Raw genomic sequence first — 25,210 nt, forward strand, 5'->3', positions numbered from 1 at the left:
CTTTCCGGTTTTATGGGTAAAAGCAATCACTAACACATATTTCACATGATGAAGAGTTACTTAAAATACAGCTTACTACTTCTGTGCTTTTTCATGAGTAACACAATTAAAGCTGCCGATACAGATACGGTAACGGTTGATGTTAATGTTGATGTTAAACATATACTCGGAGAAGTATCAAGTTTCGATAGAAATAAATTTGTAACCATCCATGCTGATGTTGGCGAAAATGAATGGGATGATAATTATGGACCAAACTTTACCGATGATTTACGCGATCACTTTTTAAATGGATATGATGTATACCTAGGTAGAAACACGGGAGGCATTCAATGGCAATTAAACTATTGGACCAAAGAAGATCCGGCTCGCGAGGGTTTTGCCGATCCGGCCAATATAGTAACGAATGCAACTCGCGAAAAAAATAATTATGCTGCTAAAACAGAATGGCACCCTTACGAACATAGAAACGATCAAATACTATGTGCACAACTTCATCCCTTTTGGCCCGACGGACAAAAGATGGGCTATAACGATTGGGCATTTTCGCAAACAGATACAGATGAAGAACCTTTTGGAACTGCCACTGGTGAATTTATGGGGCGCTATTTAAAAGAGTACTATGGCACAGGAGGAACAACAGGAAAAGTTAAACCTAAATACTGCGAGGTGATTAACGAGCCACTTTGGCATTTGGTTGATATGGATAAAACCAATACTCCCGAAGAGGTTTTTGAGTTTCATAATGCAGTATCCAAAGAAATTAAAAAATACAATGATGATGTTTTGGTAGGTGGTTTCTGTACAGCTTTTCCAGATATCGAAAAAAACGATTTTCAACAATGGGAAGAAAGATGGAAACTATACATGGATATAGCAGGTGAAAACTCTGATTACTGGACTATTCACCTTTATGATTTTCCATCCATAAATAATGGCAAACAAAAGTATCGTAAAGGTGCTCAAATGGAAGCTACCTTCGATATGATGGAGCAATACAGCTACCTATCGTTTGACGAGGTAAAACCATTTATGATATCGGAGTATGGTGCACAAATGCACGATTATTTCGGTGCCTGGTCGCCTTACCGCGATTGGTTACACTTAAAATCGGTTAACAGTATGATGATGCAGTTTATGAGCCGTGCCAATATTATTAATAAAACCATCAACTTTTTACCCGTTAAAGCCGATTGGGGTACAAATGGAGTTAATGATACTTATAATCATCGCTTGTTACGTAGAGAGGATGAACCTGCCAGCTATACCGGAACTTGGGTGTATTCTGAAATGGTACAAACCTACGAACTGTGGAAGGATGTAAAAGGTATCAGAGTAGATTCTAAACCAAATGTTTTAGATGTACTTACCGATAGTTATGTAGATGGTAATAAAGTGTATGTAATCGTAAATAGTTTAGATTTAACTGAGAATTATAAGGTTAAGGTTAATATTAGAATTGAAGGAAATGCCATTCAATCCTTAAAAGCGAAACACCACCATTTAAACGGAACAACAGATAAGGACAGCCCTGTAATAACAGAGGAGGTTTATAATAATTTACCAGATGCTATTGAAATGGCTCCTGAGGCCACCTTGGTACTTGAGTATACTTTTGCGGATGATGTTGTAATTGATGAAACTTCAAACGAAGTAAAATATTACGCTACAGAATACTATAAACCAATAGCAGCCAATACGGCTAATCATTTTGAAATTAAAAATGTATCTACATCAGATTATGGAGAAGCTATTTTGCGAATTGGGGTAGGTCGTAATCATGGTAAAGAAATCTACCCTAGTATAGATTTTAATGGTGTGCCTTTAGATGTAATAAAAGATTATAAAGGTGATGACCAGAAAGATCGTGATACCTTCTTTGGCGTGCTTGAGGTAGCAGTTCCATATGAATTATTAGATACGGATAACAATATATCGGTTAAATTTTCTGATGATGGAGGCTATATATCAAGTGTGGCTTTACAGGCATTTTCTTTTTCAAGAGAAATTGATAGAACCCTACAAAAGGATACCGCAGTTAAACCCATTAAGCAATCTGAATTTAGCCTTAAACCAAACCCAGCATCATCCTTTATAGAAGTTTCAAGTTTGGGTTCGCAACAAATAGAAAAGCTAGAATTATTTACTGTGCAAGGACAAAAAATATTGTCGCAGAATATCAATCAATCAAATTCAAGAATACCCATTGGCGATTATGCTAATGGAGTTTATGTAGTAGTTGTGCATTCAAAAACAGGACTGCATAGTCAAAAGATATTGATTAGAAGGTAATGAAATCAACATACCATCTCCGAAATTAGGTTTTGGTATGGCCAATGATTATCTAAATTCAGCAAGGAAGTGATGTTTGAATGTGCAATAGATGATTCCTTGCGGATTTTAGGTGTTTTTAAACTAAAGCGTAAAAAATAAAATCTCATGAAAAATGGTTTTATTCTATTCCTGCTCCTATTTGTTCTTATATCGTGTAAAGAACAAGAGCCTTTTAAACGTAATTTCGATTTTAACCAAAATTGGTATTTTACGTTTTCAGATAATACAATATCTACACTTAATGCGTCTCAAAATAGTGTATGGGAATTAGTCAATTTTCCTCATACTTGGCATCAACCCCAAGTATCGTCTCAATTAGCTCAAAAAGTAGCCTATTATAAAAAGCATTTTAATCTTAATCTATCATATAATCAAAAAGCCTATTTATGGTTTAGTGGCGTATCTGATGATTCAGAATATTGGATAAACGGCCATAAGCTAGATAATAGGCAAAGCAGAGATTCATCTTTTTATTACGATATAAGCAACTATATAACAAGTGATGGAAGAGTGAATGAGGTAATGTTTAAATTGGTGCCATCGCTTAACGATACCGCGGGCATGTGTAAAAATGTGTGTTTGGTTAAGCTTAATAAGCTACATATTCCCATAGAAGGAACTCATTTAAATAGGGTAGAATCAGCAAATAGTCAATCGAGTTATCAGTTAAGCATTAATCTTTATAACGCTTATTCAAACCACCAAACGGTTGATGTTGTAACAGAGGTTTTTGATGCCCATGAGAAACCAATATTAGAGCTTAATAACCACGGTTATATCCTTAAACCTGGAAAAACTATTTTAAAACAAGCGCTTCCTTTTAATAGTTTGTCATCTCCAAACGGAAAAAAGACCGATCCCTATTTAGCCATGACTAAAATATACTCAAATAAAAAGCTCGTTGATGTATATCAAACAGAGCTTAAGCTAAAGTAAAAAGTTAAATACATTGGGAATATAAAAGCAAGGAACATCTCAGGGATTAATTCCTAATTGAAGTTAATAAAGAAAATCATGTTATTCGTAATATTATGCATTGTGGATTAAAATAAGTTCAGGTTAAATTGTTATCTTTTGGTATTCAAACACCTAAAAGCTTAACTTATGAAAAGTAAATCTGCTAGTATCCTACGTAAATTATTTATTTATATGATGGGCTTTGGCATTACAATGGGCTTTATATTCCCAGTATATGCAAGTGCTTTTGTAGAATGGAAAGAGGGTCTTTTTCCATTTTTTTTATTAGGATGTATTGCTGCAGGAATAACCGTGGGAGCTGTTAGTTTTTGGTTTGTGAAGATTATTCTCATCAAGCAATTATTGAAGATTTCTGTGGTGGCTAGTAAAATTTCCAATCGCGATATTTCTGTTTTTGTTGATATTGATAGTAACGATGCCGTTGGTGAAATAGCCGATGGTTTTAATACAGCTATTAAGCGTTTAAATGAGTTCGTAAACGAAATAAAAGTAATTTCAGGAACCGCAAGTAATATCTCGGGTGATAAAAAAAATGTGGATGGCTCCATTGATAATTTAAACGCTACTATAGTGCAGGTTACCTCGTCGGTATATAAAGCAAACGACCAATCAAAAACAATACAAGATAAGGTATTAACTACCAAACAATCGTTAAATTCGGCAACTACTAACATTAAAAATACATCGAATAGTATTCACGCCTTTTCTTCCGTGGTAGCCAAATTAGGTAACCAAATAGAAGACATTAATGATATAGTGAAATTTATTAAGGATATTGCATTTCAAACTAATCTCTTGGCATTAAATGCCAGTATCGAAGCTGCTAAAGCGGGTGTACATGGGCGAAGCTTTTCTGTAGTCGCAAACGAAGTTCGTAAATTAGCAGAGAGTATTTCAGTATCAGTTGTAGAGGTGGAAAATATCTTTAACACTTTGCGTGATGAACTTATACAAACTGAAAAAGAGAATAATACCATAGTAAGTCAGTTTGATAAGAATTTACTTCAGAATAGAACATTTCAGGATGCTTTTGCCACCATTGAATTGGCCTCTTTATCCAACCTTGATGAAGGTAACGAATTACTTGAAGCCATTAAAAACTTAAATTCCACAGTAGATTATATTAACGATACCTTTGGCGCTTTTACAAACTACATAAAAGACCTTAACACAACGGTTGATTTATACAAAGTGGCCAATTGAAATAAGAATAGGTTTTGTTATTGAAATTTCTTTCATGTTGGTTTCAAATTATTAAATAATTACCACCCTAGTGGACTCATGCCATTATAACGAGGAGCTTTGATAGTGATGTGTTGATCTTCAGTTGTAAAAACTCATTTTTTAATTACTTAGTCATAGCTTTTAAATGAAAATGAGCAGAAGTCAATAAAAACAAGCGTTTGCTTGTATGTGTTAACTACGTTTTATGTGGTTTTTGTATCAAAGTAGCTAGTTTTGAGGCTTAAAGCTGTTGAAATGCAGAGTATATCTTTGTTAATTATAAAATCTTATGTTATACTTGTACTACCAAATTTAGTAAAAGATTTTATCCCAAACTCAAATGCCAAATACAATAGTATCTTACCCATTTCCCAAAACTTATGTATAAAATAAAACTAGTGGTTAATAGCCACGAGCGTTGGATATCAACGCTGCACTATGAGTATTTCTGTCCTGTAGAAGTAGATAAACAATTGTACAGGCAGTTTCTGCAAAAAAACTTCCCTTATAAAGCGGGCGATGCAGATAAAGTAAAAGCAAAAGGCCATAATGTACCCACTATTAGGCCTAGTTTACTTGATGAAAAATTAGAAGCCGAATGTAAGCGCCAATTAGAATCTTCATTTTTTAGCCCTCCTGAGTTATTTAGCAATAGTTTAGGTGAATTTGGCGATGAGATATATGAAACAGCCTATTATAATAGCTTGGCATTGGCACGCCATAAGGCAGGTTTAGATTACGGTATAGCCCCTAACTTTAGCTATAACTACGATAAATACCTAAGGCCATTGGACAATCCAACGGCTAAACTAAATATGAATAAAATTGGGGGTGTTTTTAATATGCAACTGCAAAGTACTGGCGACGACGACTTTTTGTACGAGTGGCTATTGCAGGGCAATACCAAACAAGGTAAACTGGTGTTTTACGATGGCGACCTCGACCAAGCTTTTAAAATAGAGTTTTGGGATTGCTATTGTGTTGGTGTAGGTGAGCAAATGACGGCCATAGGAAGCACCGCCATGATGATGAACCTGCGTTTATCGCCAGGTATTACGCGTAACCGCAGTGCCGAACACGAAAAAGTGTGGAAAGTTACCGATATAACCCCTAACGATAAGGCCTTTGGCCCCGGGCCAGTAGCGCAGGATGAGCCAGTGGAAGAACTACTACCTGAATTACTACAAGTAGAATGTCAAAGTGTAGATGGTAAACCTTGGACTAAATATATAGACCACGGAGAATTTATTGTTTATATAAAAACATCCAATGCAATTGGCGAGAACGTAATAGTAAATCTAGGTATGCCCAATAGAGTAATAGAGCACAATGGAGTAATATTGGAGAATAACTCATTTACACATACCATCCAAAGTAATGAAGATAGCATAACATTAGTAGCTAAACCTAAATTAAAATAAAATGGCCGATATAATAGACGTAAGTTTTGAATCTCACTCCCAAATTAAAGATAGTTGGAATGGTAGCGACCTTAAAGAAAACTCCGATATGCAAGGAGGTGGTTTGCAAGAAATAATAGCGTATATATGTAGAACACGTATTGATGTTTTAATTAACGATGAAGATAAGCGAAATCCATTCAATATAGAAAATGAATCTTTTTATGAGGAGGGAGATGAAAAAGATGATTTCTCAGGAGTAATATATTGTGCCGATTTTGTTAATGATTTATTCAAAGGTACTGCTATTGTTGCTATTGAAGAAGAAGCCCGTTTTATTATAGCAACAGTATATAAATACTACCAAAGAAGAATGTTTGCGCTTAAAGAAGAGGCGGTGTTTAATATGCTTGAGGATGAAGGTTGGCTTGAAGAAGAGGTAAATAATCCGAAAGAAATAGCAAGCGAAATTGTTATAAATCACTTTTCAAAATTTAAAGCTAGCCAGGATATAGCAGAACTTACTTTAGCATATGTGAAAAGTTATTTTAACAATAAGGGCAAGGCTATAATTGGAACTACACTTATAAATGCTGAACATTATATAAAAACAGGTGATTTTAGTGGTCAAAAACGCAAGAAAATATTGCAAGCTTTGGGAGCATCTAAAAATCAAGTGCAAGAAATAAAAAATAATTGGGCAAAAATAGATGACTTTATTAGTGCCAAAAAGCTTGAAAAAGTAAGTTTTGAAAAGGATATGCTTAAAACGTATAAATTAAATAAGGAAATAAAGCCCTTGCTCAATAACGATTTAAATGCTGCCAAAAAATGTGTACGTAAAGGCGAGTTTATAGAAAAAATGACAAAATCAAATTTCTTAAAGCGTACTAAATCAGGTGTTCAATTGGTAGATGCTGTTCTTAGTTTAAAAGATGCTCATAATAAGGATGCGATGATGGATAATTTACTATCAGGTGTAGGAGCATGTTTTGGAACAGGACCAGGTTTTGCAGTGTCTGCTTTTTTAACCCTAGGCAATGATTTTTGGGATAATTTTGAGAATGATTTGAATGAAAGTTTGGTGAATTCGTGTGGTTTAGAATGGAGGGCTATTTGTGATATTAAAAATAATACGAGATTGACGCCATTAATGTTAGTATATAAAACAGAGGCAAATGAGCGTTATAAAAATAAGGATATTCAGGCTACCTCAATTCGAATAACGGATATAAATACTGCAGAAGAAATATTTGGATTTGAACCAGCCTTTGTAAATTACTATATGCCTGATAACCCAATAGATGTGTGCCGTACACGATGTTATTAATTAGTATTTAGTTTAATGATGAAAATAAAATATATAATACTAGGCGTAATACTTTGTTTGTTACCCTGTGCAGTGAATGGGCAATCAGTTTCTCAGTTAGATTCTTTAAAGTCTGATTTAAAACAGAAGCTTGCTCTATTTAAACAGATTAGAGCAGATTCAATACCAAAAATGACCCAAGAGTATCAGGATGCACGTCAGGGTTTTCTAGATGCATGGCGCAAATACAAAGATGTAGAATATGATTCCATTGTTGATCGGAAAATTCAACAACGAGATTCTTTATATACTAAACATATAAGGTTCTTAGGTACAATTATATCATCTTCTTTTTTAAATAGAACTACATTAGCAATAGATGGGAATAATTTATTTCTACAGAATAATCATTTAATGTGGTCAATTAATACTGATACCCGTGAAATTTTATGGAAATCAGATTGTAGATATGATAAGATGAGTGGGAATGTAATACAATCCGATAGCCTAATTATACTTCCTTATTTTAATATAAATGCCTATAGTAAAGCCAGTGGATCGTTAATATGGTCTATTGATAGTGCTCAATACATAATGACTGCAGATCCTTCATATTCAAATTTACCATTTATTAATAGGAACAATCAATTATACGAAATAAATGATAGATCGGGAGAATTAATAAAGCGTAACGAACCTATCCCAACACTAATTTTCAATCATAAAGAATACGAAATTGTTATGCATCAACATAATGCAGTTGATGGAAAAGGAAATAGTTATACAAATAGGACTATTACTTGCACTAATAAAATAACGGGTAAGTTACAATGGCAAAAAAGCAATATAGGCAAACCGTTTAGTAGGTATCATTCTATGTACATCACAGATGATCTATTGTGGTTAGATGATGGTAACGAAAACCTTTCTGTAATAAATATCAAGAATGGTAAAACAAAGCAATCTCATATTAAAAGTGGGTTCTTTTACCCTTCAAATAATGGTTTTATTAAAAGGCATTCAAAATATAAAATTGAGTATAGTAATATAAAACATCCTCGCAAAGGATGGACGCATTCATTTCTCAAAGAAGAATGTATTACTTGGCCTTATGATAGAACGATATACCTAAAAGAGCATACTGTTTATGTAATCACAAAGAAAAATGTTATCACAGCTTTTAACAGTAAAACAGGTGATATAGAATGGGAATTTCCTTCCTATTCAAAGATTACCTCAAATTTGGTGGTAGAAAATGATATTTTGTACTTTACCGATGCTGAGGGATTAGTAGCCATAGACGTGAGTAAAAAAAATGATAAAAAGAAATGGGAACCCGCCATGCTGAGTTTCCCCGAGGAGAAGAAAGAAGAAGAAAAAGAAGAACCCAAGCCAGTATTAATATCAACAAGTTATAGAACAACAACAGGTGAAGAGTGGGATGAAAAGGATATAATAGGAGATTTTGTACTTTACATTAAAACAAAAAATGCCATTGGCGAGAAGTTAGCTATTAAATTTACCATGCCAGGCAGAGTTGTAATGTATAATGGCGAAATAGTTAAGGATAACAATCTAACGGGGTATACCATAAAAAGTGATTTCGATAAAGTTTATTTCACAGCTAAAATATTAGAGGAAACTAATGACTGATAACTGTTAATTTTTTTCAGATTGAAATAATAAAGGGCAATTTTATGCAGAAATAGGATACATCAGAGCAAACCGCGAAGAAAGAGGAGCACGCCTAGGTATTCGTCAGATTACAGAATAACTTTATAAACATGAGAGTCCATTTTAATTTAAGGTGGACTCTTTTCTTTTTGTATAAAATACTTGATACAGAACTCATGAAATTTGCAGTAAGAATAAGCGTATTACTAATAATTGCATTTGCTTTTATTTTTTGCACAAAAAGAGAAAAAAATATGAATTGGAAAGGAATAGATTTTATTGATATACCAGGAGAATCAATGTATATGGGTTTTGCTTCTGCATTAAGTAATTACGATATGAAGGTAATATTAGGCGTAACGGAGAAGCAATTTATTATTGTTGGGAGCAACTTACCTCAATCTCTCGATTCTGTGCCAGATACAGGTTCTGATGCAATAGTATTTTCATCTAATGATGGCGGTGAAAACATTAAGAAAACTATACTCGGCAAAGGAGTTTGCGAGCTTGCAATAAATATTGATAGTACTTTTTATGTGGTTGTTGATACAGGTAATAAAGGGTGGTCTTCATATTTAGTAAAGGGCGATGCTACATTTGAAAATTGGGAGATAGTTGGGACTTATGATAATGTAAATATCTATAAAATCGATTTTTTAAATAAAGATATAGGAGTTGCTTGTTTTTACGATAATAATATCAACAAGGCAATAAATAAATATACTATCGATGGAGGTATAACCTGGCATAGGTTTGCACATTATCCGGATTATGATATTAATATATCCAGAATTGTATCAGAACATGAGGTAGAATATTTGTACCAAAACCAGTATATAAGGTATAATTTTGCTTTAGGAAAAGAAGAAATAATTGCTACAGATGTATTTCCTGAAAGTTATAAGCATCAGTTATATGTTAATGTCAGTACATGTAAAAAACAACTATATGTATCGTTTAAAAAGGATAAATCTGACTATAAAAGCCATATAAAGTTTATAGAAACTAATGAAATTATAAAGCTCCCAAAGGGTATTAAAAGGTATACAGATGTGGCTGTGCATGGAGACTATATTCATGCAATGAATCAAGATGGATCATGGTTTAATTATATATATAGTGAGGATAGAGGCAAAACATGGCATACCGAGAAACTACGTGATTTCTTTGTTACCCCAAGCCCTATTGGCTATTACGGTAAAGGGCAAGTTTATGCAGAAATAGGATACATAAGAGCAAAACGCGAAGAAAGAGGAGCACGCCTAGGTATTCGTCAGATTACAGAATAACTTTATAAACATGAGAGTCCATTTTAATTTAAGGTGGACTCTTTTCTTTTTGTATAAAATACTTGATACAGAACTCATGAAATTTGCAGTAAAAATAAGCGTATTACTAATAATTGCATTTGCTTTTATTTTTTGCACAAAAAGAGAAAAAAATATGAATTGGAAAGGAATAGATTTTATTGATATACCAGGAGATCCAGAGGGGTATATAGATTTCTGTAAGGTTATTAATTTAGTTATTCTTGAATGTAATTTTTATAAACTTGCTGATAGCAGTAATGTTATTTATAGAGTTCAATCTGCCATGTGGTTTTGTCAAAGGATAAAATGAAAAAAATTAGAAACAAGGAAAATAAATCTGTAAACTATAACTTAAAAGATATTGCTGCAGAGAGATTATTAAAGAACCTGACTGAAGAACCTTTGAAAAAAATGAAACCCATAGGATTAACTTTACAAGTCGAATTAAGTATGGATATTGTACCAATTAATACCAATGTTAGTGATGAGAAGTAATAAAGCAATTTATTGTGTTTTTGCTATAATGGTTTTCTTGTTTCTCCCAAATAAGACTTATTCAAAACAAAAAGATTCATTATCAGTTTCACAAAAAACAGATACAATTCCCTGTTCAATAGATTATTTAAATGCTTATCCGTATCGTTATTTACAAATAACTTCTTCAGATAAAACCATTGCTAGTAAGTTGAATTATTTCTTTCTTCATTTAAGTTTAGAATCGACTAATAATATCAGTGATTTACCAATTAATAAAGATTATTCCAGCATGCCTTTCGAAGTGATGTTGTCTGAAGTGATTGATTCCTTAGGTATTGTATGCAAGCAGAACGAATTAACCCAGTTAGTTGATCATAATTTTACCATAAATTATAATTCGAATAACATATTTAGTGTACGCCATGAGTGGAATATTTATAATTATGCTACCACTTTTAATAGTAACTACACTATCAATTTAATGACAATGGCTTTTTTAGAGCTCGATAGTATTTTCAGTATAAAAAATCAGTACAAGTTATTAGAGTTGATAAAAAAGGAGGTAGCCAAAACAGTAGAAGAGGAAATCATCTTAAACAAATATTATCCTGAATTTATTGATTTTTTTGAAGAGTATAGTTTTGAATACAACTTTCATCACATGAATGATTTTATATTGGTTTTAAATCAGAGTAGCGTTGGTGGTATAAGGTTCCTATTTTCGTATGACTATCCATGGGGGGCTAAAGGGTACGAACCCGGGTTTGATTTATTCTTTACGTTTGATGAGCTTAAACCATATCTGAAAAAATATTTTAAAGAGCAGATAGAGTTGACAGAATGAAGATCTATTTTATAAAGAAATAGATCTAGCCTTTTGCAAAAGATAGACGGAAAAGGTGCCTTAGAACCAAAAATATATACCGGCGATAGAGAGTACCGCAATAGGCGTATTCGGTTTAAAGCGTACTAAATCAGGTTTTCAATTGGTTGATGTAGTTTTATCTTTAAAAGATGCCCATAATAAAGACACAATCATGGATAATCTTTTATCAGGAGTTGGCAGTTGTTTTGGCACAGGGCCTGGCTTTGCTGTTACGGCTTTTATTGCTTTGGGAAATGACTTTTGGGCAAGACAATTCGCTGAGTTTAGCGAAAGAGCCCTTGCTGCCTGTGGTATTCCTTGGGAAATACTAGCTTCTCATGATAAAGGACGTAATTTGATTTTTCCTGAATTCTCTCATTTCTTATTTCAGTACAAACAAGAAGAAAATGAAGGTTTCTTCGATAAGAATATAGAATTTACATCAATACGAATAGTGAGAGAGTCTGCTGCTGAGGATATATTTGGCTTTAAACCTTCGTTTGTAAACTACATGGCCGCAGATCAGCCCAATAACGTATGCAGAACAAGGTATAGTGATGTTTATCCGAGGTAAAAAACTAAGATTATGAAAATATCATTTTATTTAATTATGTTGCTTAGTGTAATTAGTAGTAATAAAATTTGTGCCCAAGAAACAGATTGGGCTGCATACTATACAAAAAAATTACGCGAATACGATTCACTTTACAGAGTTGAAGAAGCTGAGAATAGGATGCATTATTCTATGCAAAAGCTATATGAAGGTTCTGTTTATTTAGGCTCAAAGAATATGGGCATTCAAATAGGAGTTAGTGATAATCATATATTTGTTTATATGAATAACAAGTTGCATTGTTACAATGCAAAAAGTAAAACTTTAAAATGGAAAAAAACATACGAGCACTATGTTACCAAAAGCTTCAACTTCACAAAAGATCATATAATCTTATTTGGTTTTGATAAAATATTACGTGCCATAAACAAGAACGATGGAAGTTTATATTGGCAAAATGATAGTTCAAAATTAGTATATCAATACCGTAATAATCCCAATACTTCGTCACCTTTTGTACATAGCGATGGGCAAGATTATCTGATAAATAACGAAACCGCTTTGCCCGATAGTTTAAACTTACCGTTTTCATACACTCGCCTATCCATGTATAAGGGTAATATAATTTCAATTTTACGTGGCGAGGTACTTTCTTCAGAGATAGATGATACAGTGCGATATTACAATCCTACCAAAAAAAAGACTTTATGGACCGATGTTTATTCTACACCATCGGTATACCCTATTGAAAACAGGTTATTGATACGAGACTCTATGCGAGACACACTCATCGTAGTTAATAGTAAAAATGGTAAAATATGTTATAGCGAATCCGATTCTGTACCTTGTCATCGATTTATCGCTACAGATGCAGGATGCGTAAAATTAACATCAAGATATTGTAAAATTATTAACTTTAAAAAACCACAACGTAACCTTACCATAGAATCTGAATCTGATGATGGGAGGTTTGCTATACCTCGCGATAGGTTGCTTTATAGCAATGGTAAATTTTATTTACCCACACATAGTGGCAAAATAAAATGCTATGATACAAAAAAAGGGAAACTGCTATGGGAATTTGATGCACGTTGTAAAATATCGTCCAACTTAGTTGAGGAAGATGGCATACTGTACTTTGGTACAACCCTAGGTACTTTGGTTGCTTTGGATGTTAATAAGAAAATTAAGCAAAAGTAGTTTCTTTTTAAAGAACCAAGAGTGGCCTTGTTTTAGTGGATGCCGTATTAAGTTTAAAAGATGCCCATAATAAGGATGCGGTGATGGATAATTTACTATCAGGCGTAGGGGCATGTTTTGGAACTGGACCAGGTTTTGCAGTGTCTGCTTTTTTAACCCTAGGCAATGACTTTTGGGCTAATTTTGAGAATGATTTGAATGAAAGTTTAGTGAGTTCGTGTGGTTTAAAATGGAGGGCTATTTGTGATATTGAAAACAATGCGAGATTGACGCCATTAATGTTAGTATATAAAACAGAGGCAAATGAGCGTTATAAAAATAAGGATATCCAAGCTACCTCAGTCCGTATAACCGATAAATTTTTAGCAAGTAAAATATTTGGATTTGAACCAGCCTTTGTAAATTACTATATGGCTGATAACCCAATAGATGTGTGCCGTACACGATGTTATTAATTAGTATTTAGTTTAATGATGAAAATAAAATATATAATACTAGGCGTAATACTTTGTTTGTTACCCTGTGCAGTGGATGGGCAATTAGTTTATCAGTTAGATTCTTTAAAGTCTGATTTAAAACAGAAGCTTGCTCTATTTAAACAGATAAAAGCAGATTCAATACCAAAAATGACCCAAGAGTATCAGGATGCACGTCAGGGTTTTATAGATGCATGGCGCAAATACAAAGATGTAGAATATGATTCCATTGTTGATCGGAAAATTCAACAACGAGATTCTACTTATTCTCAATCACCAAGGTTTTTAGGTACAATTATATCATCTTCTTTTTTAAATAGAACTACATTAGCAATAGACGGGAATGATTTATTTCTTCATCATAATCATTTATTATGGTCTATTAACATTAATACTCGTGACATTTTATGGAAATCAGAGTGTAGATACGCTATAAGGTTAGGAAATATCGTACAATCCGATAGTCTTATTATATTACCGGCTAATTATAAGGGTGATATAAATGCCTATAATAAAGCAAATGGGGCATTAGCATGGTCTATCGACAGCTCTAATTTTATAAATCAAGCTGATTGTACCTATCCGAGCATTTCATTTATAAATAAGAATGATCAGTTGTACGAAATAAATAGTAAAACGGGTCAATTATTGAAGCGCAAAGAACCTGCACCTTCGGTAATTTTTAATTATAAAGAATACGAAATAGTGGTACTAAATAATAAAATACGCAATGAAAAAGGATATAATTGTATCAATAGAACTATTACCTGCACTAATAAATTAACAGGTAAACAGCAATGGGAAGAAAGTAATATACAAGAGCCATTAACATTCTATGATTTACACATCACAAATGAATCTTTATGGCTAGATAATGGTAAAGAAACCTTTTTTGTGATAAATATTAAAAATGGTAAAACAAAGCAATCACAAATTAAATGTGGATATTTTTATCCAACAAATAATGGTTTTTTAGAGCAATTGCCAGATGATAACATTAGGTATACTAATTTAAGGCATCCTCGCAGAAGCTGGAGTTATTTATTTCCTAAAGGAGAAGGTGTTATCAGATCTTCTGGCAGAATACCTATATACTTGAATGAAAATACTGTTTATGTAATCACAGAAAAGAATATTATCACAGCTTTTAACATTAAAACAGGTGAGGTAAAATGGGAATTTCCTTCCTATTCAAAGATTACTTCAAATTTGGTGGTAGAAAATGATGTTTTGTACTTTACCGATGCTGAGGGATTAGTAGCCATAGATGTGAGTGAAAAAAATGATAAAAAGAAATGGGAACCCGCCACGCTGAGTTTCCCCGAGGAGAAGAAAGAAGAAGAAAAAGAAGAACCCAAGCCAGTATTAATATCAACAAGTTATAGAACAACAACAGGTGAAGAGTGGGATGAAAAGGATATAATAGGAGATTTTGTACTTTACATTAAAACAAAAGATGCCATTGGCGAGAAGTTAGCTATTAAATTTACCATGCCAGGCAGAGTTGTAATGTATAATGGCGAAATAGTTAAGGATAACACCCTAAGGGATTATACGATAAAAAGTGATTTCGATAAAGTTTATTTCACAGCTAAAATATTAGAGGAAACTAATGACTAATAACTGTTAATTTTTTTCAGATTGAAATAATAAAGGGCAAGTTTATGCACAAATAGGATACATAAGAGTCCATTTTAATTTAAGGTGGACTCTTTTCTTTTTGTATAAAATACTTGATACAGAACACATGAGATTTGTATATTACTATATGCCTGATAACCCATTACATGTTTGCCGTACACGATGTTATTAATTAGTATTTAGTTTAATGATGAAAATAAAATATATAATACTAGGCGTAATACTTTGTTTGTTACCCTGTGCAGTGAAGGGGCAATCAGTTTCTCAGTTAGATTCTTTAAAATCTGATGTAAAACAGAAGCTTGCTCTATTTAGACAGTTAAAAGCAGATTCGGTAGGTAAAGATACAGAGCTTTACAGGGAAGTTTATAATAACTTTAGTGAAGCTTATGATAATTATACGGAAGTTGAAACAATTGTAAAAAACCGAATATGGATGGAAAAAAGAGATTCTACTTATTCTCAATCACCAAGGTTTTTAGGTACAATTATATCTCGCAAATACCTACGATATTCTTCAATAGTAATAGATGATAATATTCTGTTTCTATATGCAAACCATTTATTATGGTCAATTAATACTGATACCCGTGAGATTTTATGGAAATCAGATTGTAATTATTCTAAAAGACAAGAAAGTATAATACAATCCGATAGCCTAATTATCCTGCCTTTTATTTATGATAATATTATAAATGCTCATAGTAAAGTAAACGGTACATTAGTGTGGTCTATTGATAGTGCTCAATACATAATGACTGCAGATTCTTCATATTCAAATTTACCATTTATCAATAGGAGCAATCAATTATACGAAATAAATGATAGATCGGGAGAATTAATAAAGTGTAACGAACCTATCCCAACACGAATTTTCAATCATAAAGAATACGAAATTGTTATGCATCAACATAATGCAGTTGATGGAAAAGGAAATATTTATACAAATTGGACTATTACTTGCACTAATAAAATAACGGGTAAGTTACAATGGCAAAAAAGCAATATAGGCAAACCGTTTAGTAGGTATCATTCTATGTACATCACAGATAATCTATTGTGGTTAGATGATGGTAACGAAAACCTTTCTGTAATAAATATCAAGAATGGTAAAACAAAGCAATCACAAATTAAATGTGGATATTTTTATCCAACAAATAATGGTTTTTTAGAGCAATTGCCAGATGATAACATTAGGTATACTAATTTAAGGTATCCTCGCAGAAGCTGGAGTTATTTATTTCCTAAAGGTGAAGGTGTTATCAGACCTTCTGGCAGAATACCTATATACTTGAATGAAAATACTGTTTATGTAATCACAGAAAAGAATATTATCACAGCTTTTAACAGTAAAACAGGTGATATAGAATGGGAATTTCCTTCCTATTCAAAGATTACCTCAAATTTGGTGGTCGAAAATGATATTTTGTACTTTACCGATGCTGAGGGATTGGTAGCCATAGATGTGAGTAAAAAAAATGATAAAAAGAAATGGGAACCCGCCATGCTGAGTTTCCCCGAGGAGAAGGAAGAAGAAGAAAAAGAAGAACCCAAGCCAGTATTAATATCAACAAGTTATAGAACAACAATAGGTGAAGAGTGGGATGAAAAGGATATAATAGGAGATTTTGTACTTTACATTAAAACAAAAGATGCCATTGGCGAGAAGTTAGCTATTAAATTTACCATGCCAGGCAGAGTTGTAATGTATAATGGCGAAATAGTTAAGGATAACAATCTAACGGGGTATACCATAAAAAGTGATTTCGATAAAGTTTATTTCACAGCTAAAATATTAGAGGAAACTAATGACTGATAACTGTTAATTTTTTTCAGATTGAAATAATAAAGGGCAAGTTTATGCACAAATAGGATACATGAGAGTTCATTTTAATTTAAGGTGGACTCTTTTTTTTGTCTAAATAATTGCTAATTAGGATAAAGGTTTTATTTTTACATAAGTAAATTCTTTAACCTAAATATTTATGATACCCCAAAAGCACACCCTCATTACTAGCACATCTTCAAATTGTACACCACGTAAAAAACAAGCATCTCGTATTATAATAGAAATTTCGCCATATAATTGCTGGTGAATGGTAAGTTGTAACTAAACCGAGCGATACATTATTATAAAAGCCCGCCTGAGAGTCAGGTAAGCAAATAAAATGTTTTTAAAGCTAGCCTGAGAGTCAAGTAAGCCAATAAAATACTTTTAAAGCGCACCTGAGCTTGGCCGAAGCCAATAAAACGTTTTTAAAGCTAGCCTGAGTGCCAAGTAATCCAATAAAATACTTTAAATAACATCTATATACTAATCTTAAAATTATTAATTATGATTAACAAATTGTCTACACAAAGCAGAGTAACCGAAGTTGATGCAACAAGCAAGCTTATACTTGAAGCCTTTAGTAGGGTCGATTTAAGTGCCGATACCTATATCTCAAATCTTATTAATCAATTAACATCTAAAGTGGCCGAATTATCCACTGCCATAAAACGCGATTCTGTTGAATCGGAACTCGATACGCTCGATGCCGTTAGAGACGAGTTAATTCAGTCGGTAAACTATCTGCTTATGGGTTTTGAGCGTAACCCTAATCCAACATTCAGAACATCGGCAACAGCCCTTAAAAAGGTATACGATAAGTATGGCGTTAAAATAATTAGCGAAAGTTATGCCGTGCAAAGTTCGCTTACCGAATCGCTAATGGCCGATATGTTAAAGCCCGAATTAAAAGGGCATGTTGATGTATTAGCAGGTGTTAGCGATGCCTTTGAGGCTTTGGCTACGGCGCAAAATAAATTTAATGCCGCCGAACTTCATTATAAAGAACAAAGCTCGCAAGAAGCCAAGTTAAAAAGTGCTTCGCTTATTAAAAAAGAGGTATGTAGTATCGTTAATAACGATATAGTACTTTACCTTGGCGCCATGCAAAAGGCAAACCAAGCCACTTATGGTAGTTTGGCCTTAACCATTGATAAAATTATTGATACCAATAACACTACCGTAAAAAGTCGTAGTAAAAAGAAAGTAGAGGCATAGGTGTTATTCAACAAGGGCTGTTTATTCAGCCCTTTTTTATATAAATACTATCAATCGCATCCTAAACGTTTTTATATAACGTGCTGCACGCCTTGTTTAGTATCGACCTCAGCCAGTGAACCAAAAAACTGGATTGAATTATTCAGGGAAGTCTAATTCTAAAGGGCTTCATGAATAGCTTCGCATTTGACGTTTAAAAATTGTTTTCTGTTTGAGTGCTTTGAGGCACGAAAAGATGCGAGTTTAAAATATCGGGACAATTAAGAATTGAGTATTCTTAATTGTTTCAGCACCAATTTAAGTTTTTGAGTGAAATGGGTGCAGTCGACGGTCTTTTTGTCTACTTTTTTGACTGTAGAAAAAAGTAGAAGCCTTCACGGCTTGAGTGAAAATTTATTTGGGACAACATTGGTATAAAACCAATTATGATGTGAAAAAAAGTGCTATCCAATAACATTTAAATAGCTGTGTAAGCATAAAATGTGTTGAATAATATTGTAGAGTTGTTGATTTATGTTAAGTTTGTTTTTTAAAACTAAACAGTGGTATTTTGGCGCAAATGTAAACAGAAGCCTATATCAAAAGTTTCGCTCTACGCGAGCATACCTAACTATAAATTAATTTTAAAAACCTATACAATGATTAGCACCAAAACCCTTACCATTTTTATTTTATCAAGTATTTTATTGTCGTGTACAAGTAAAGTACAGCATAAAAAGAAACCATCAGTTGCAAAAGAAATACGTTTGGTGGCTAAAACATCGGCTTTTTCTGGTTTTGTAGATTCTCAAGTTACAATAAGCTTGGAGTTAGAGGGGCTTGATATAAACTTGGGAGAACAAGAGGATAGCTCTTCTGATAAATTTTGGGGTATTCATAATAATAGAAGGTTTGGGACTTCGATTACTGTAACGCCAGATAAAGTTGGATTAAATACTTATGGCCCATATAGTATCACTTTGTTGGGTAAAGAATATGTTTCAAATAAAGTTGAAATTAATACGGTAAAAAGGGAATCGGAGAGTATATCTATTTTATCGCCATCAAGCGCCAAGCTAAACGATTTAATTTTTATTGAAGTATTTTATAGTTTCAGTTCCAAACAAAAATTGACATTAAAAGAGAATGACTTTTTTGATATAAGAAGTACTTCTAGTTCATCCTCAATAAATAATGGAGAGCGCCTAAATTCTTTAGGTTATGCCGTTAAAGTAATAAAAGAGGGTACTTGTGTGATAGATAAAAATAGTTTTTGGAGATTACCTAGCTATGCAACTGTTGAGCCTGTAGAGATTATTATAACCGACTGATGCTTTTAATTTGTTATTAACTATAGTACGACTGTTAATAGGTTTAGTCTTTTTTATACAGAATAAAAAATGATAAAATCTATTAAACCACTTCATTACAAAGTGTTGATTTATTAGAAATAGCAACAACCTTAAAGTAAGCATTATAAAAATCCTACAATGAACAAATATCTCTTACTAACTAGCCTTTTGCTAAGCAGCTTAAATTTGTTTTCTCAGCATCAACAAGAATTGTTTAATCAATATGTAAATGCCATTAATTCTGGCGATACTAAAGAGGTATTGCATATTTTAGAATTAGGACTCAATCCTAATTACGATACTAAAAACAGCACTATAAATACATATGAATATGTATTGCATAAAGGGTACATGGTTTATAGATCAACTGTTGAAGCAAGCTCGTCATATCCTCCTTTATTTTTTGCTATTATGGCACGTAATACAAAAGTTATTGAAGCGTTGCTTAAGTTAGGAGCAAAGGCTGATGGAGTATATTCGGCAAATAAATTTGGACTAATTCATTATTTTGTTGAAAGCGAACATTACAATAAATCAGTAATTAACCCCTCATATCTCGGACGCGAAGAAACAGTAGATTTATTAATCAAAGGAGGTGCTGATTTAAACCTTCAGGGTTCTTTAAAAGTGACACCCCTTCATCTGGCAACTCAGCATAACAATTTTGAACTTGTAAAGCTACTACTCAACAGGGGCGCTGACATAATGGTAGTTGATAATGATGGAACTAATGCATTTTACCGTGCAGTTAGTGGTAATTGCATTGATATTGTAAATTACCTTATTCAGTTTGGCTATGATATAAACGAGGCAAACAATCAAGGGGTAACTCCATTGCACTACGCCCTAGAACTTGGACATATTGATATTGCAAAATTATTACTTCGCAATGGATCAATTTTAAGTAAAGACAATAAGGGTGCAACAGAATTGCATTATGCTACTTTAGGAGGCTCTAGTGAAATGATTCGTTATTTTATTAATGAGAAGGGGTTTAATGCAAACATTGCTGATAATAATGGGCGATCAGCTTTACATTATATTTATGAGGTTTATTGGACTGACAAGTTAGACTTGCTTATATCAACATTAATTGATAATAATGGCGATATTAACAAACAGGATAGTGATGGTAATACCCCGTTGATGCTTGTTATACTTAACGATAAACAATATGTATTACCCAGTTTATTAAAGTATAAACCTGATCTAGAATTAGCAAATTCAGCAGGTTCTTTACCCTTACATGAGGCCTTTAAATGTTATGATACTTCTATTGCAAGATTACTAATAGATGCGGGAGTTAACATAAACAGTAGAGATACTAGGAATAATACACCTCTTCATGTAATAGCTGGATCGCGGCGTGAAAATAAAAGTATCTTCATTGATGAATTAATTAATAAAGGAGCCGATGTAAATGCGATTAATATTGATGGTGAAACACCATTATTTACAGCTATAAAAAAACATAAGCTAAATAGAGCTGAACTTTTGGTAAATAATGGTGCAAAAATAAATGCTGTAAATAAGTATGGAAGGTCACCCCTACATTTGGCCTGTGAATTAGGAAACCTTGCAGCAGTAAAATTCTTAACAGCGTAAGGAGCTGATAAAACAATAAAAGATTTTGAAGGGAAAAAGCCGATAGATTGCACACGGTTTCATAAAGAGATAAAAGACTATCTATTGAACCTAGACTGATAGTATTGTACAGTGTATAGTCGCTCGTTTACTTTATACTTCGATGAGAGTAAGAAGTAATTTTGCTTTAAATAATATAAACATTCAAACTCCCTGGTCTTAAGATTAGGGAGTTTGTTGTATTTGATTATTGCTGAAATTATGCCCAATGACAAATAGAGATAAAAGCACCTTGCCATTTTTGTGCAGGCAACGGATGTACAATGCTTTTTCTACTCAATAATCAGTTTAACGCATCTCCGTTCTTAAACTGTTAAAGGAAATCATCTTGTAATAAATCTTCTTTTTTCATACTGTGTAAATTATTAAAAATAAAAAAAACTACCGAAGGGTAATCCCCTTGGTAGTTTCAATTACACAGTTTTTGTGATAGTGTAAGATCACGGAATCCGAAAATGGATTCCCTTTTATCATTATAAGTAAACCTCTAATAGTTTAGCCGAATTTTCTGTTTGAATTGTAATGCTCTTTTCTGAAGCCGGTATTAATACCGTTTCCATTTCATTAACAGAAGTAGTTGTACCATTGCACTCAATGTTGCATGCTCCTCCTACATTCATCAATATCACAAAAGAATCAATAGCGCTGTAATCCTTTTCTATTTTTTCTTTTACTTCAATGATATTTGTAGTAAAATATTCGCAAGTCGCCAAGTTAACCGACTCGTTTGCTTTAATTGAATAATCAACTTTACCAGAATCATCATCAGAAAAATCCATTGCATTCATAGCCAATTCATGGTGTAATTCGCGCGGGTTTCCGAACTTATCGCGTCTGTCAAAATCGTAAATACGATAAGTAATATCTGAAGTTTGTTGAATCTCAGCAATTAAGTTACCACTACCAATTGAATGTACTTTACCTGCAGGAATAAAGAATGTATCGCCCTCTTCTGTTTTGTGTGGGCTCATTAAATCCATTATTTTATTCTCGTTGTGCATTTGCTCAAACTCGGCAGCTGTAGTCTTTTTAGAGAAACCAGAATTTAAAGCAGCGCCTTCTTCTGATTCAACAACATACCACATCTCTGTTTTACCAAACGAGTTGTGCACCTCTGCAGCCAAAGCATCGTTAGGGTGTACCTGTATTGATAAATCATCGTTCGCATCAATATACTTAAGCAATAAAGGAAATTTAGTGCCGAATTTTTCATACACTTTATCGCCAATAAGCGCACCTTTATGCTCTTCAATTAAATCAGCAAGTGCTTTCCCTTTTAATGCGCCTTCGCTCACTACCGACATATCATTTTTTAAACCTGATATGGCAAAGTTTTCTCCTACAGTAGCATCATCAGCCACATCAATATTAAGTTTTGCTGGAATCTTTTTTCCTCCCCATAACATTTCTTTAAGTATGGGATTAAATTTTAATGGATATAACATAGTGTTTTTATTATCGTTTCTTTTTGTGAATTTCTATTTGTCTAACTCCTTTATAGCATAAGCATATGCACCCAACGAAATTGCTGTACTTGCATCAAGTTTGCTTGTTGCAATAGCTATTTTTTGTTCTGCATCGTAGTTTACTGTTTTATCAGAGAAAGGCACTTTTATTTGTTTGCCATTCGACTGTGTAAAAGCTTTAGCCTCCGCTTCATCATCTAGGCAATATACTTTGTGTACCAAGCGGTCTTGTCCGCAATTAAACTTACCCTTGAGCACATTCATTACTTCGGGCATGTATAAACTGCTGGCTCCTGTTAGTCCACCGCCAATAACCACTAAACCATCAAATAGATTAATTAGGTTGGCGATAGAGTCTCCAAGGTGCTTACCAAATAACTTAAAAGCATTTAGAGCAGCTGCTTTGTTACCATCCTTTTTCTCTGTAGCGATATCGTAAATATCTTTTGGCATTAAAGTAGAATCAGGCGTTTCAATAGCATCATTATATGTATTAATAATCGCACGAGTACTTACGCCTTCTTCTGCATTGTTATCAGGACTTATTGAATTAGAGATCAACCATACCTCGGCAGCAATACAATTATCACCAGTAATAAGCGTATTGTTATGTACCAAGCCTGCGCCAAAACCAGTACCCAAGGTTATGCCTATAAGGTTTTTATACTGTTTCTCCGATAGCTTGTTAACATCAATTAATAAACCTCCAAGAGCTTCACCGTAAGTGTATAAGTCTCCATCATTTTGAATAAATACAGGAATGTTAAAGTGATTATTCAACATATCACCCAAAGCAATACCTCCTCTAAATGCAGGTAGATTACCTAGGTCACCAATAATACCATTGCTATAATCAGCTGGCCCTGGAAATGCAAAACTTATTGCAATTGGATCTTCGGATAATTGCGATTTGATATGCTCAAAACCATCAATCATGGTTTGCAGGCACTTTTCTAAATTATCACCATACGAAGGTGTTCCGTGAGGTTTAAGTACAGCCTTACCACCTTTAATTGCATTAAAAACAAAATTAGTTCCACCCGCATCTAAGGTTAGTACTAATCTTTCGTCTGAAAATATATTCATAGTATCATTTATTTCATTTAGTAAATCGGTTTAGTAAACCGATAAAAAATATATTATCTATTTATAATCTTTGTTTTTAATTGAATGCCTTCCTTATCAATAGTATCCTCTATTTGCTTGCAAAGCATGAAAACTGACTGGTTGGCAATTTCTTCACTGGGTTGAATAACAGAGCTTACTTTGGGTAAAGAGTAATCAAATAGGTCAAGATTATCGAAACAGGCAAATGATAGTTGATCCTTATATGCAGCAAAGTTTGTATTTACACACCATAATGCCTCAGATGCCAATACATTATTTACAAATAAGATAGCTGTAGGACAATCTTCGGTATTCATTAGGCTTGAAAAAGCATTTACTATTTCTTCTTTTTTGTTTTTAAAATCAATTTCAAAATGAATCTTACTGTCATATGTAATTCCATTTTTTTCTAATGCTGCTTTGTAGCCTTTAGTTCGGTCAGAAATATTTGGTAAATAGGATGTTGTTGAAAAGAAGGCGATTCTGCTATGTCCTTTATTGATGAGTGTTTCAGTAAGTTGCATTGCAGCTTCTTCGTTATTAATATCAACAAAGGATTGAGATGAATCTTTAAAAACTCGATCAAATAAAACGGTTGGTAAATTTTTATTTAGTGTAATATTTAAGGTACTTAAGTTTGGAGCACTGCTAGCTAATATAATACCATCTACCTGTCGTGCTTTAAACTGATCAATAATCTTCTTTTCTTTTTTTAAATCTTCATTTGTACTCGCAACCATTACCGAATAGCCTTTATCTTCGGCAAACTGTTCAATATGGCGCGCTATTTTTCCGTAAAAAGGGTTTGAAATATCCGGAACAATAAATCCAATTGTAAACGATTTGCCAATACTTAAACTTCGTGCAATGTGGTTTGCTTGGTATTGGTTTTCTTTGGCTATGGCAGTAATTTTATCTTGAGTTGCCTTACTAATATTTTTTTCATCTCCTCGTCCGTTTAAAACGAATGAGACAGTAGTTTTTGAAACTTCTGCTAGTTCAGCTATTTTTTTTATTGATATTTTTGCCATCTATACTAAATCGGTTTAGCAAAAGTATATTTTTCTTCTTTATAAAAAAATAATCTAACATTATTTATGGTGTATTTTGTTGAAATAGTATCATATATGGTTAGATTTTCATTTAAATGAAATGGAGCTGAGGTTTATATTTGT

At 33.1% G+C, this 25,210-nt stretch carries 21 protein-coding genes; 18 read left to right on the forward strand and 3 right to left on the reverse strand.

Annotated elements, in window-relative coordinates:
* Nucleotides 1-93 precede the first annotated feature (93 nt).
* From QMO11_RS18920 to QMO11_RS19005, 18 genes are all read left to right on the forward strand, one after another.
* Entirely contained in the window at nucleotides 94-2,292 is a 2,199-nt protein-coding gene (locus QMO11_RS18920; RefSeq protein ID WP_282039219.1) for a T9SS type A sorting domain-containing protein, read from the forward strand.
* Between the two features lie 147 nt (nucleotides 2,293-2,439).
* On the forward strand, nucleotides 2,440-3,270 hold the full coding sequence (locus tag QMO11_RS18925; protein WP_282039220.1) for a glycoside hydrolase family 2 protein: 831 nt from the start codon (nucleotides 2,440-2,442) through the stop codon (nucleotides 3,268-3,270).
* A 168-nt stretch (nucleotides 3,271-3,438) separates the two neighbouring features.
* Complete coding sequence (locus QMO11_RS18930) at nucleotides 3,439-4,515, forward strand: methyl-accepting chemotaxis protein (protein ID WP_282039222.1); 1,077 nt, start codon at nucleotides 3,439-3,441, stop codon at nucleotides 4,513-4,515.
* 401 nt (nucleotides 4,516-4,916) lie between these two features.
* Complete coding sequence (tssD, locus tag QMO11_RS18935; protein WP_282039224.1) at nucleotides 4,917-5,957, forward strand: type VI secretion system tube protein TssD; 1,041 nt, start codon at nucleotides 4,917-4,919, stop codon at nucleotides 5,955-5,957.
* A gap of 1 nt (nucleotide 5,958) precedes the next feature.
* The gene (locus tag QMO11_RS18940; RefSeq protein WP_282039226.1) at nucleotides 5,959-7,266 is read left to right on the forward strand and encodes a hypothetical protein; all 1,308 of its coding nucleotides are present in this window, start codon (nucleotides 5,959-5,961) and stop codon (nucleotides 7,264-7,266) included.
* 15 nt (nucleotides 7,267-7,281) lie between these two features.
* On the forward strand, nucleotides 7,282-8,898 hold the full coding sequence (locus tag QMO11_RS18945; protein ID WP_282039228.1) for an outer membrane protein assembly factor BamB family protein: 1,617 nt from the start codon (nucleotides 7,282-7,284) through the stop codon (nucleotides 8,896-8,898).
* 275 nt (nucleotides 8,899-9,173) lie between these two features.
* A complete protein-coding gene (locus tag QMO11_RS18950; RefSeq protein ID WP_282039229.1) occupies nucleotides 9,174-10,208 on the forward strand; it encodes a beta propeller repeat protein in 1,035 nt (344 codons plus the stop codon).
* A gap of 76 nt (nucleotides 10,209-10,284) precedes the next feature.
* Nucleotides 10,285-10,539 (forward strand): hypothetical protein, encoded by a 255-nt coding sequence (locus tag QMO11_RS18955; RefSeq protein WP_282039231.1) that lies wholly within the window; start codon nucleotides 10,285-10,287, stop codon nucleotides 10,537-10,539.
* Nucleotides 10,536-10,724 (forward strand): hypothetical protein, encoded by a 189-nt coding sequence (locus QMO11_RS18960; RefSeq protein ID WP_282039232.1) that lies wholly within the window; start codon nucleotides 10,536-10,538, stop codon nucleotides 10,722-10,724. The genes QMO11_RS18955 and QMO11_RS18960 overlap by 4 nt, the downstream gene beginning before the upstream one ends.
* A complete protein-coding gene (locus QMO11_RS18965; protein WP_282039234.1) occupies nucleotides 10,714-11,550 on the forward strand; it encodes a hypothetical protein in 837 nt (278 codons plus the stop codon). The genes QMO11_RS18960 and QMO11_RS18965 overlap by 11 nt, the downstream gene beginning before the upstream one ends.
* Nucleotides 11,551-11,743: 193 nt before the next feature.
* Entirely contained in the window at nucleotides 11,744-12,145 is a 402-nt protein-coding gene (locus QMO11_RS18970) for a hypothetical protein (protein ID WP_282039236.1), read from the forward strand.
* Nucleotides 12,146-12,157: 12 nt separating this feature from the next.
* A complete protein-coding gene (locus tag QMO11_RS18975) occupies nucleotides 12,158-13,324 on the forward strand; it encodes an outer membrane protein assembly factor BamB family protein (protein ID WP_282039237.1) in 1,167 nt (388 codons plus the stop codon).
* Nucleotides 13,325-13,407: 83 nt separating this feature from the next.
* Entirely contained in the window at nucleotides 13,408-13,779 is a 372-nt protein-coding gene (locus QMO11_RS18980; RefSeq protein WP_282039238.1) for a hypothetical protein, read from the forward strand.
* A gap of 15 nt (nucleotides 13,780-13,794) precedes the next feature.
* On the forward strand, nucleotides 13,795-15,420 hold the full coding sequence (locus QMO11_RS18985; RefSeq protein ID WP_282039239.1) for an outer membrane protein assembly factor BamB family protein: 1,626 nt from the start codon (nucleotides 13,795-13,797) through the stop codon (nucleotides 15,418-15,420).
* A gap of 208 nt (nucleotides 15,421-15,628) precedes the next feature.
* On the forward strand, nucleotides 15,629-17,257 hold the full coding sequence (locus QMO11_RS18990; RefSeq protein ID WP_282039240.1) for an outer membrane protein assembly factor BamB family protein: 1,629 nt from the start codon (nucleotides 15,629-15,631) through the stop codon (nucleotides 17,255-17,257).
* Between the two features lie 519 nt (nucleotides 17,258-17,776).
* Nucleotides 17,777-18,487: a DUF6261 family protein gene (locus tag QMO11_RS18995; RefSeq protein ID WP_068471780.1), complete on the forward strand. Its 711-nt coding sequence runs from the start codon at nucleotides 17,777-17,779 to the stop codon at nucleotides 18,485-18,487.
* A gap of 638 nt (nucleotides 18,488-19,125) precedes the next feature.
* Nucleotides 19,126-19,797 carry a hypothetical protein gene (locus QMO11_RS19000; protein ID WP_282039243.1) on the forward strand — a complete coding sequence of 224 codons (672 nt, stop codon included), beginning with the start codon at nucleotides 19,126-19,128 and terminating at the stop codon, nucleotides 19,795-19,797.
* Between the two features lie 159 nt (nucleotides 19,798-19,956).
* On the forward strand, nucleotides 19,957-21,423 hold the full coding sequence (locus tag QMO11_RS19005) for an ankyrin repeat domain-containing protein (protein WP_282039244.1): 1,467 nt from the start codon (nucleotides 19,957-19,959) through the stop codon (nucleotides 21,421-21,423).
* Between the two features lie 512 nt (nucleotides 21,424-21,935).
* Here the strand turns inward: QMO11_RS19005 and QMO11_RS19010 are convergent.
* Genes QMO11_RS19010 through QMO11_RS19020 form a run of 3 tightly spaced genes read right to left on the reverse strand, consistent with a single transcriptional unit; the run spans nucleotide 21,936 to nucleotide 25,066 of the window.
* Complete coding sequence (locus tag QMO11_RS19010; protein WP_282039245.1) at nucleotides 21,936-22,907, reverse strand: type I phosphomannose isomerase catalytic subunit; 972 nt, start codon at nucleotides 22,905-22,907, stop codon at nucleotides 21,936-21,938.
* A 33-nt stretch (nucleotides 22,908-22,940) separates the two neighbouring features.
* Nucleotides 22,941-24,014: an ROK family protein gene (locus tag QMO11_RS19015; RefSeq protein WP_282039247.1), complete on the reverse strand. Its 1,074-nt coding sequence runs from the start codon at nucleotides 24,012-24,014 to the stop codon at nucleotides 22,941-22,943.
* 53 nt (nucleotides 24,015-24,067) lie between these two features.
* Nucleotides 24,068-25,066 carry a LacI family DNA-binding transcriptional regulator gene (locus QMO11_RS19020; RefSeq protein WP_282039249.1) on the reverse strand — a complete coding sequence of 333 codons (999 nt, stop codon included), beginning with the start codon at nucleotides 25,064-25,066 and terminating at the stop codon, nucleotides 24,068-24,070.
* Nucleotides 25,067-25,210: the final 144 nt, after the last annotated feature.

Source organism: Saccharicrinis aurantiacus, assembly GCF_947489045.1.
Taxonomy (GTDB): Bacteria; Bacteroidota; Bacteroidia; order Bacteroidales; family Marinilabiliaceae; genus Saccharicrinis; species Saccharicrinis aurantiacus.

What these genes read in the sequence shown, in the direction of transcription:
- QMO11_RS18930 (WP_282039222.1), top strand. Translation starts at nt 3,439, where the DNA reads ATGAAAAGTAAATCTGCTAGTATCCTACGTAAATTATTTATTTATATG.
- QMO11_RS18955 (WP_282039231.1), top strand. Translation starts at nt 10,285, where the DNA reads ATGAAATTTGCAGTAAAAATAAGCGTATTACTAATAATTGCATTTGCT.
- QMO11_RS18990 (WP_282039240.1), top strand. Translation starts at nt 15,629, where the DNA reads ATGATGAAAATAAAATATATAATACTAGGCGTAATACTTTGTTTGTTA.
- QMO11_RS18965 (WP_282039234.1), top strand. Translation starts at nt 10,714, where the DNA reads ATGAGAAGTAATAAAGCAATTTATTGTGTTTTTGCTATAATGGTTTTC.
- QMO11_RS18940 (WP_282039226.1), top strand. Translation starts at nt 5,959, where the DNA reads ATGGCCGATATAATAGACGTAAGTTTTGAATCTCACTCCCAAATTAAA.
- tssD (WP_282039224.1), top strand. Translation starts at nt 4,917, where the DNA reads ATGTATAAAATAAAACTAGTGGTTAATAGCCACGAGCGTTGGATATCA.
- QMO11_RS18975 (WP_282039237.1), top strand. Translation starts at nt 12,158, where the DNA reads ATGAAAATATCATTTTATTTAATTATGTTGCTTAGTGTAATTAGTAGT.
- QMO11_RS18950 (WP_282039229.1), top strand. Translation starts at nt 9,174, where the DNA reads ATGAATTGGAAAGGAATAGATTTTATTGATATACCAGGAGAATCAATG.
- QMO11_RS18985 (WP_282039239.1), top strand. Translation starts at nt 13,795, where the DNA reads ATGATGAAAATAAAATATATAATACTAGGCGTAATACTTTGTTTGTTA.
- QMO11_RS18980 (WP_282039238.1), top strand. Translation starts at nt 13,408, where the DNA reads ATGGATAATTTACTATCAGGCGTAGGGGCATGTTTTGGAACTGGACCA.
- QMO11_RS19015 (WP_282039247.1), bottom strand. Translation starts at nt 24,014, where the DNA reads ATGAATATATTTTCAGACGAAAGATTAGTACTAACCTTAGATGCGGGT.
- QMO11_RS19005 (WP_282039244.1), top strand. Translation starts at nt 19,957, where the DNA reads ATGAACAAATATCTCTTACTAACTAGCCTTTTGCTAAGCAGCTTAAAT.
- QMO11_RS18960 (WP_282039232.1), top strand. Translation starts at nt 10,536, where the DNA reads ATGAAAAAAATTAGAAACAAGGAAAATAAATCTGTAAACTATAACTTA.
- QMO11_RS18970 (WP_282039236.1), top strand. Translation starts at nt 11,744, where the DNA reads ATGGATAATCTTTTATCAGGAGTTGGCAGTTGTTTTGGCACAGGGCCT.
- QMO11_RS19000 (WP_282039243.1), top strand. Translation starts at nt 19,126, where the DNA reads ATGATTAGCACCAAAACCCTTACCATTTTTATTTTATCAAGTATTTTA.
- QMO11_RS18925 (WP_282039220.1), top strand. Translation starts at nt 2,440, where the DNA reads ATGAAAAATGGTTTTATTCTATTCCTGCTCCTATTTGTTCTTATATCG.
- QMO11_RS18945 (WP_282039228.1), top strand. Translation starts at nt 7,282, where the DNA reads ATGATGAAAATAAAATATATAATACTAGGCGTAATACTTTGTTTGTTA.
- QMO11_RS18920 (WP_282039219.1), top strand. Translation starts at nt 94, where the DNA reads ATGAGTAACACAATTAAAGCTGCCGATACAGATACGGTAACGGTTGAT.
- QMO11_RS18995 (WP_068471780.1), top strand. Translation starts at nt 17,777, where the DNA reads ATGATTAACAAATTGTCTACACAAAGCAGAGTAACCGAAGTTGATGCA.
- QMO11_RS19010 (WP_282039245.1), bottom strand. Translation starts at nt 22,907, where the DNA reads ATGTTATATCCATTAAAATTTAATCCCATACTTAAAGAAATGTTATGG.
- QMO11_RS19020 (WP_282039249.1), bottom strand. Translation starts at nt 25,066, where the DNA reads ATGGCAAAAATATCAATAAAAAAAATAGCTGAACTAGCAGAAGTTTCA.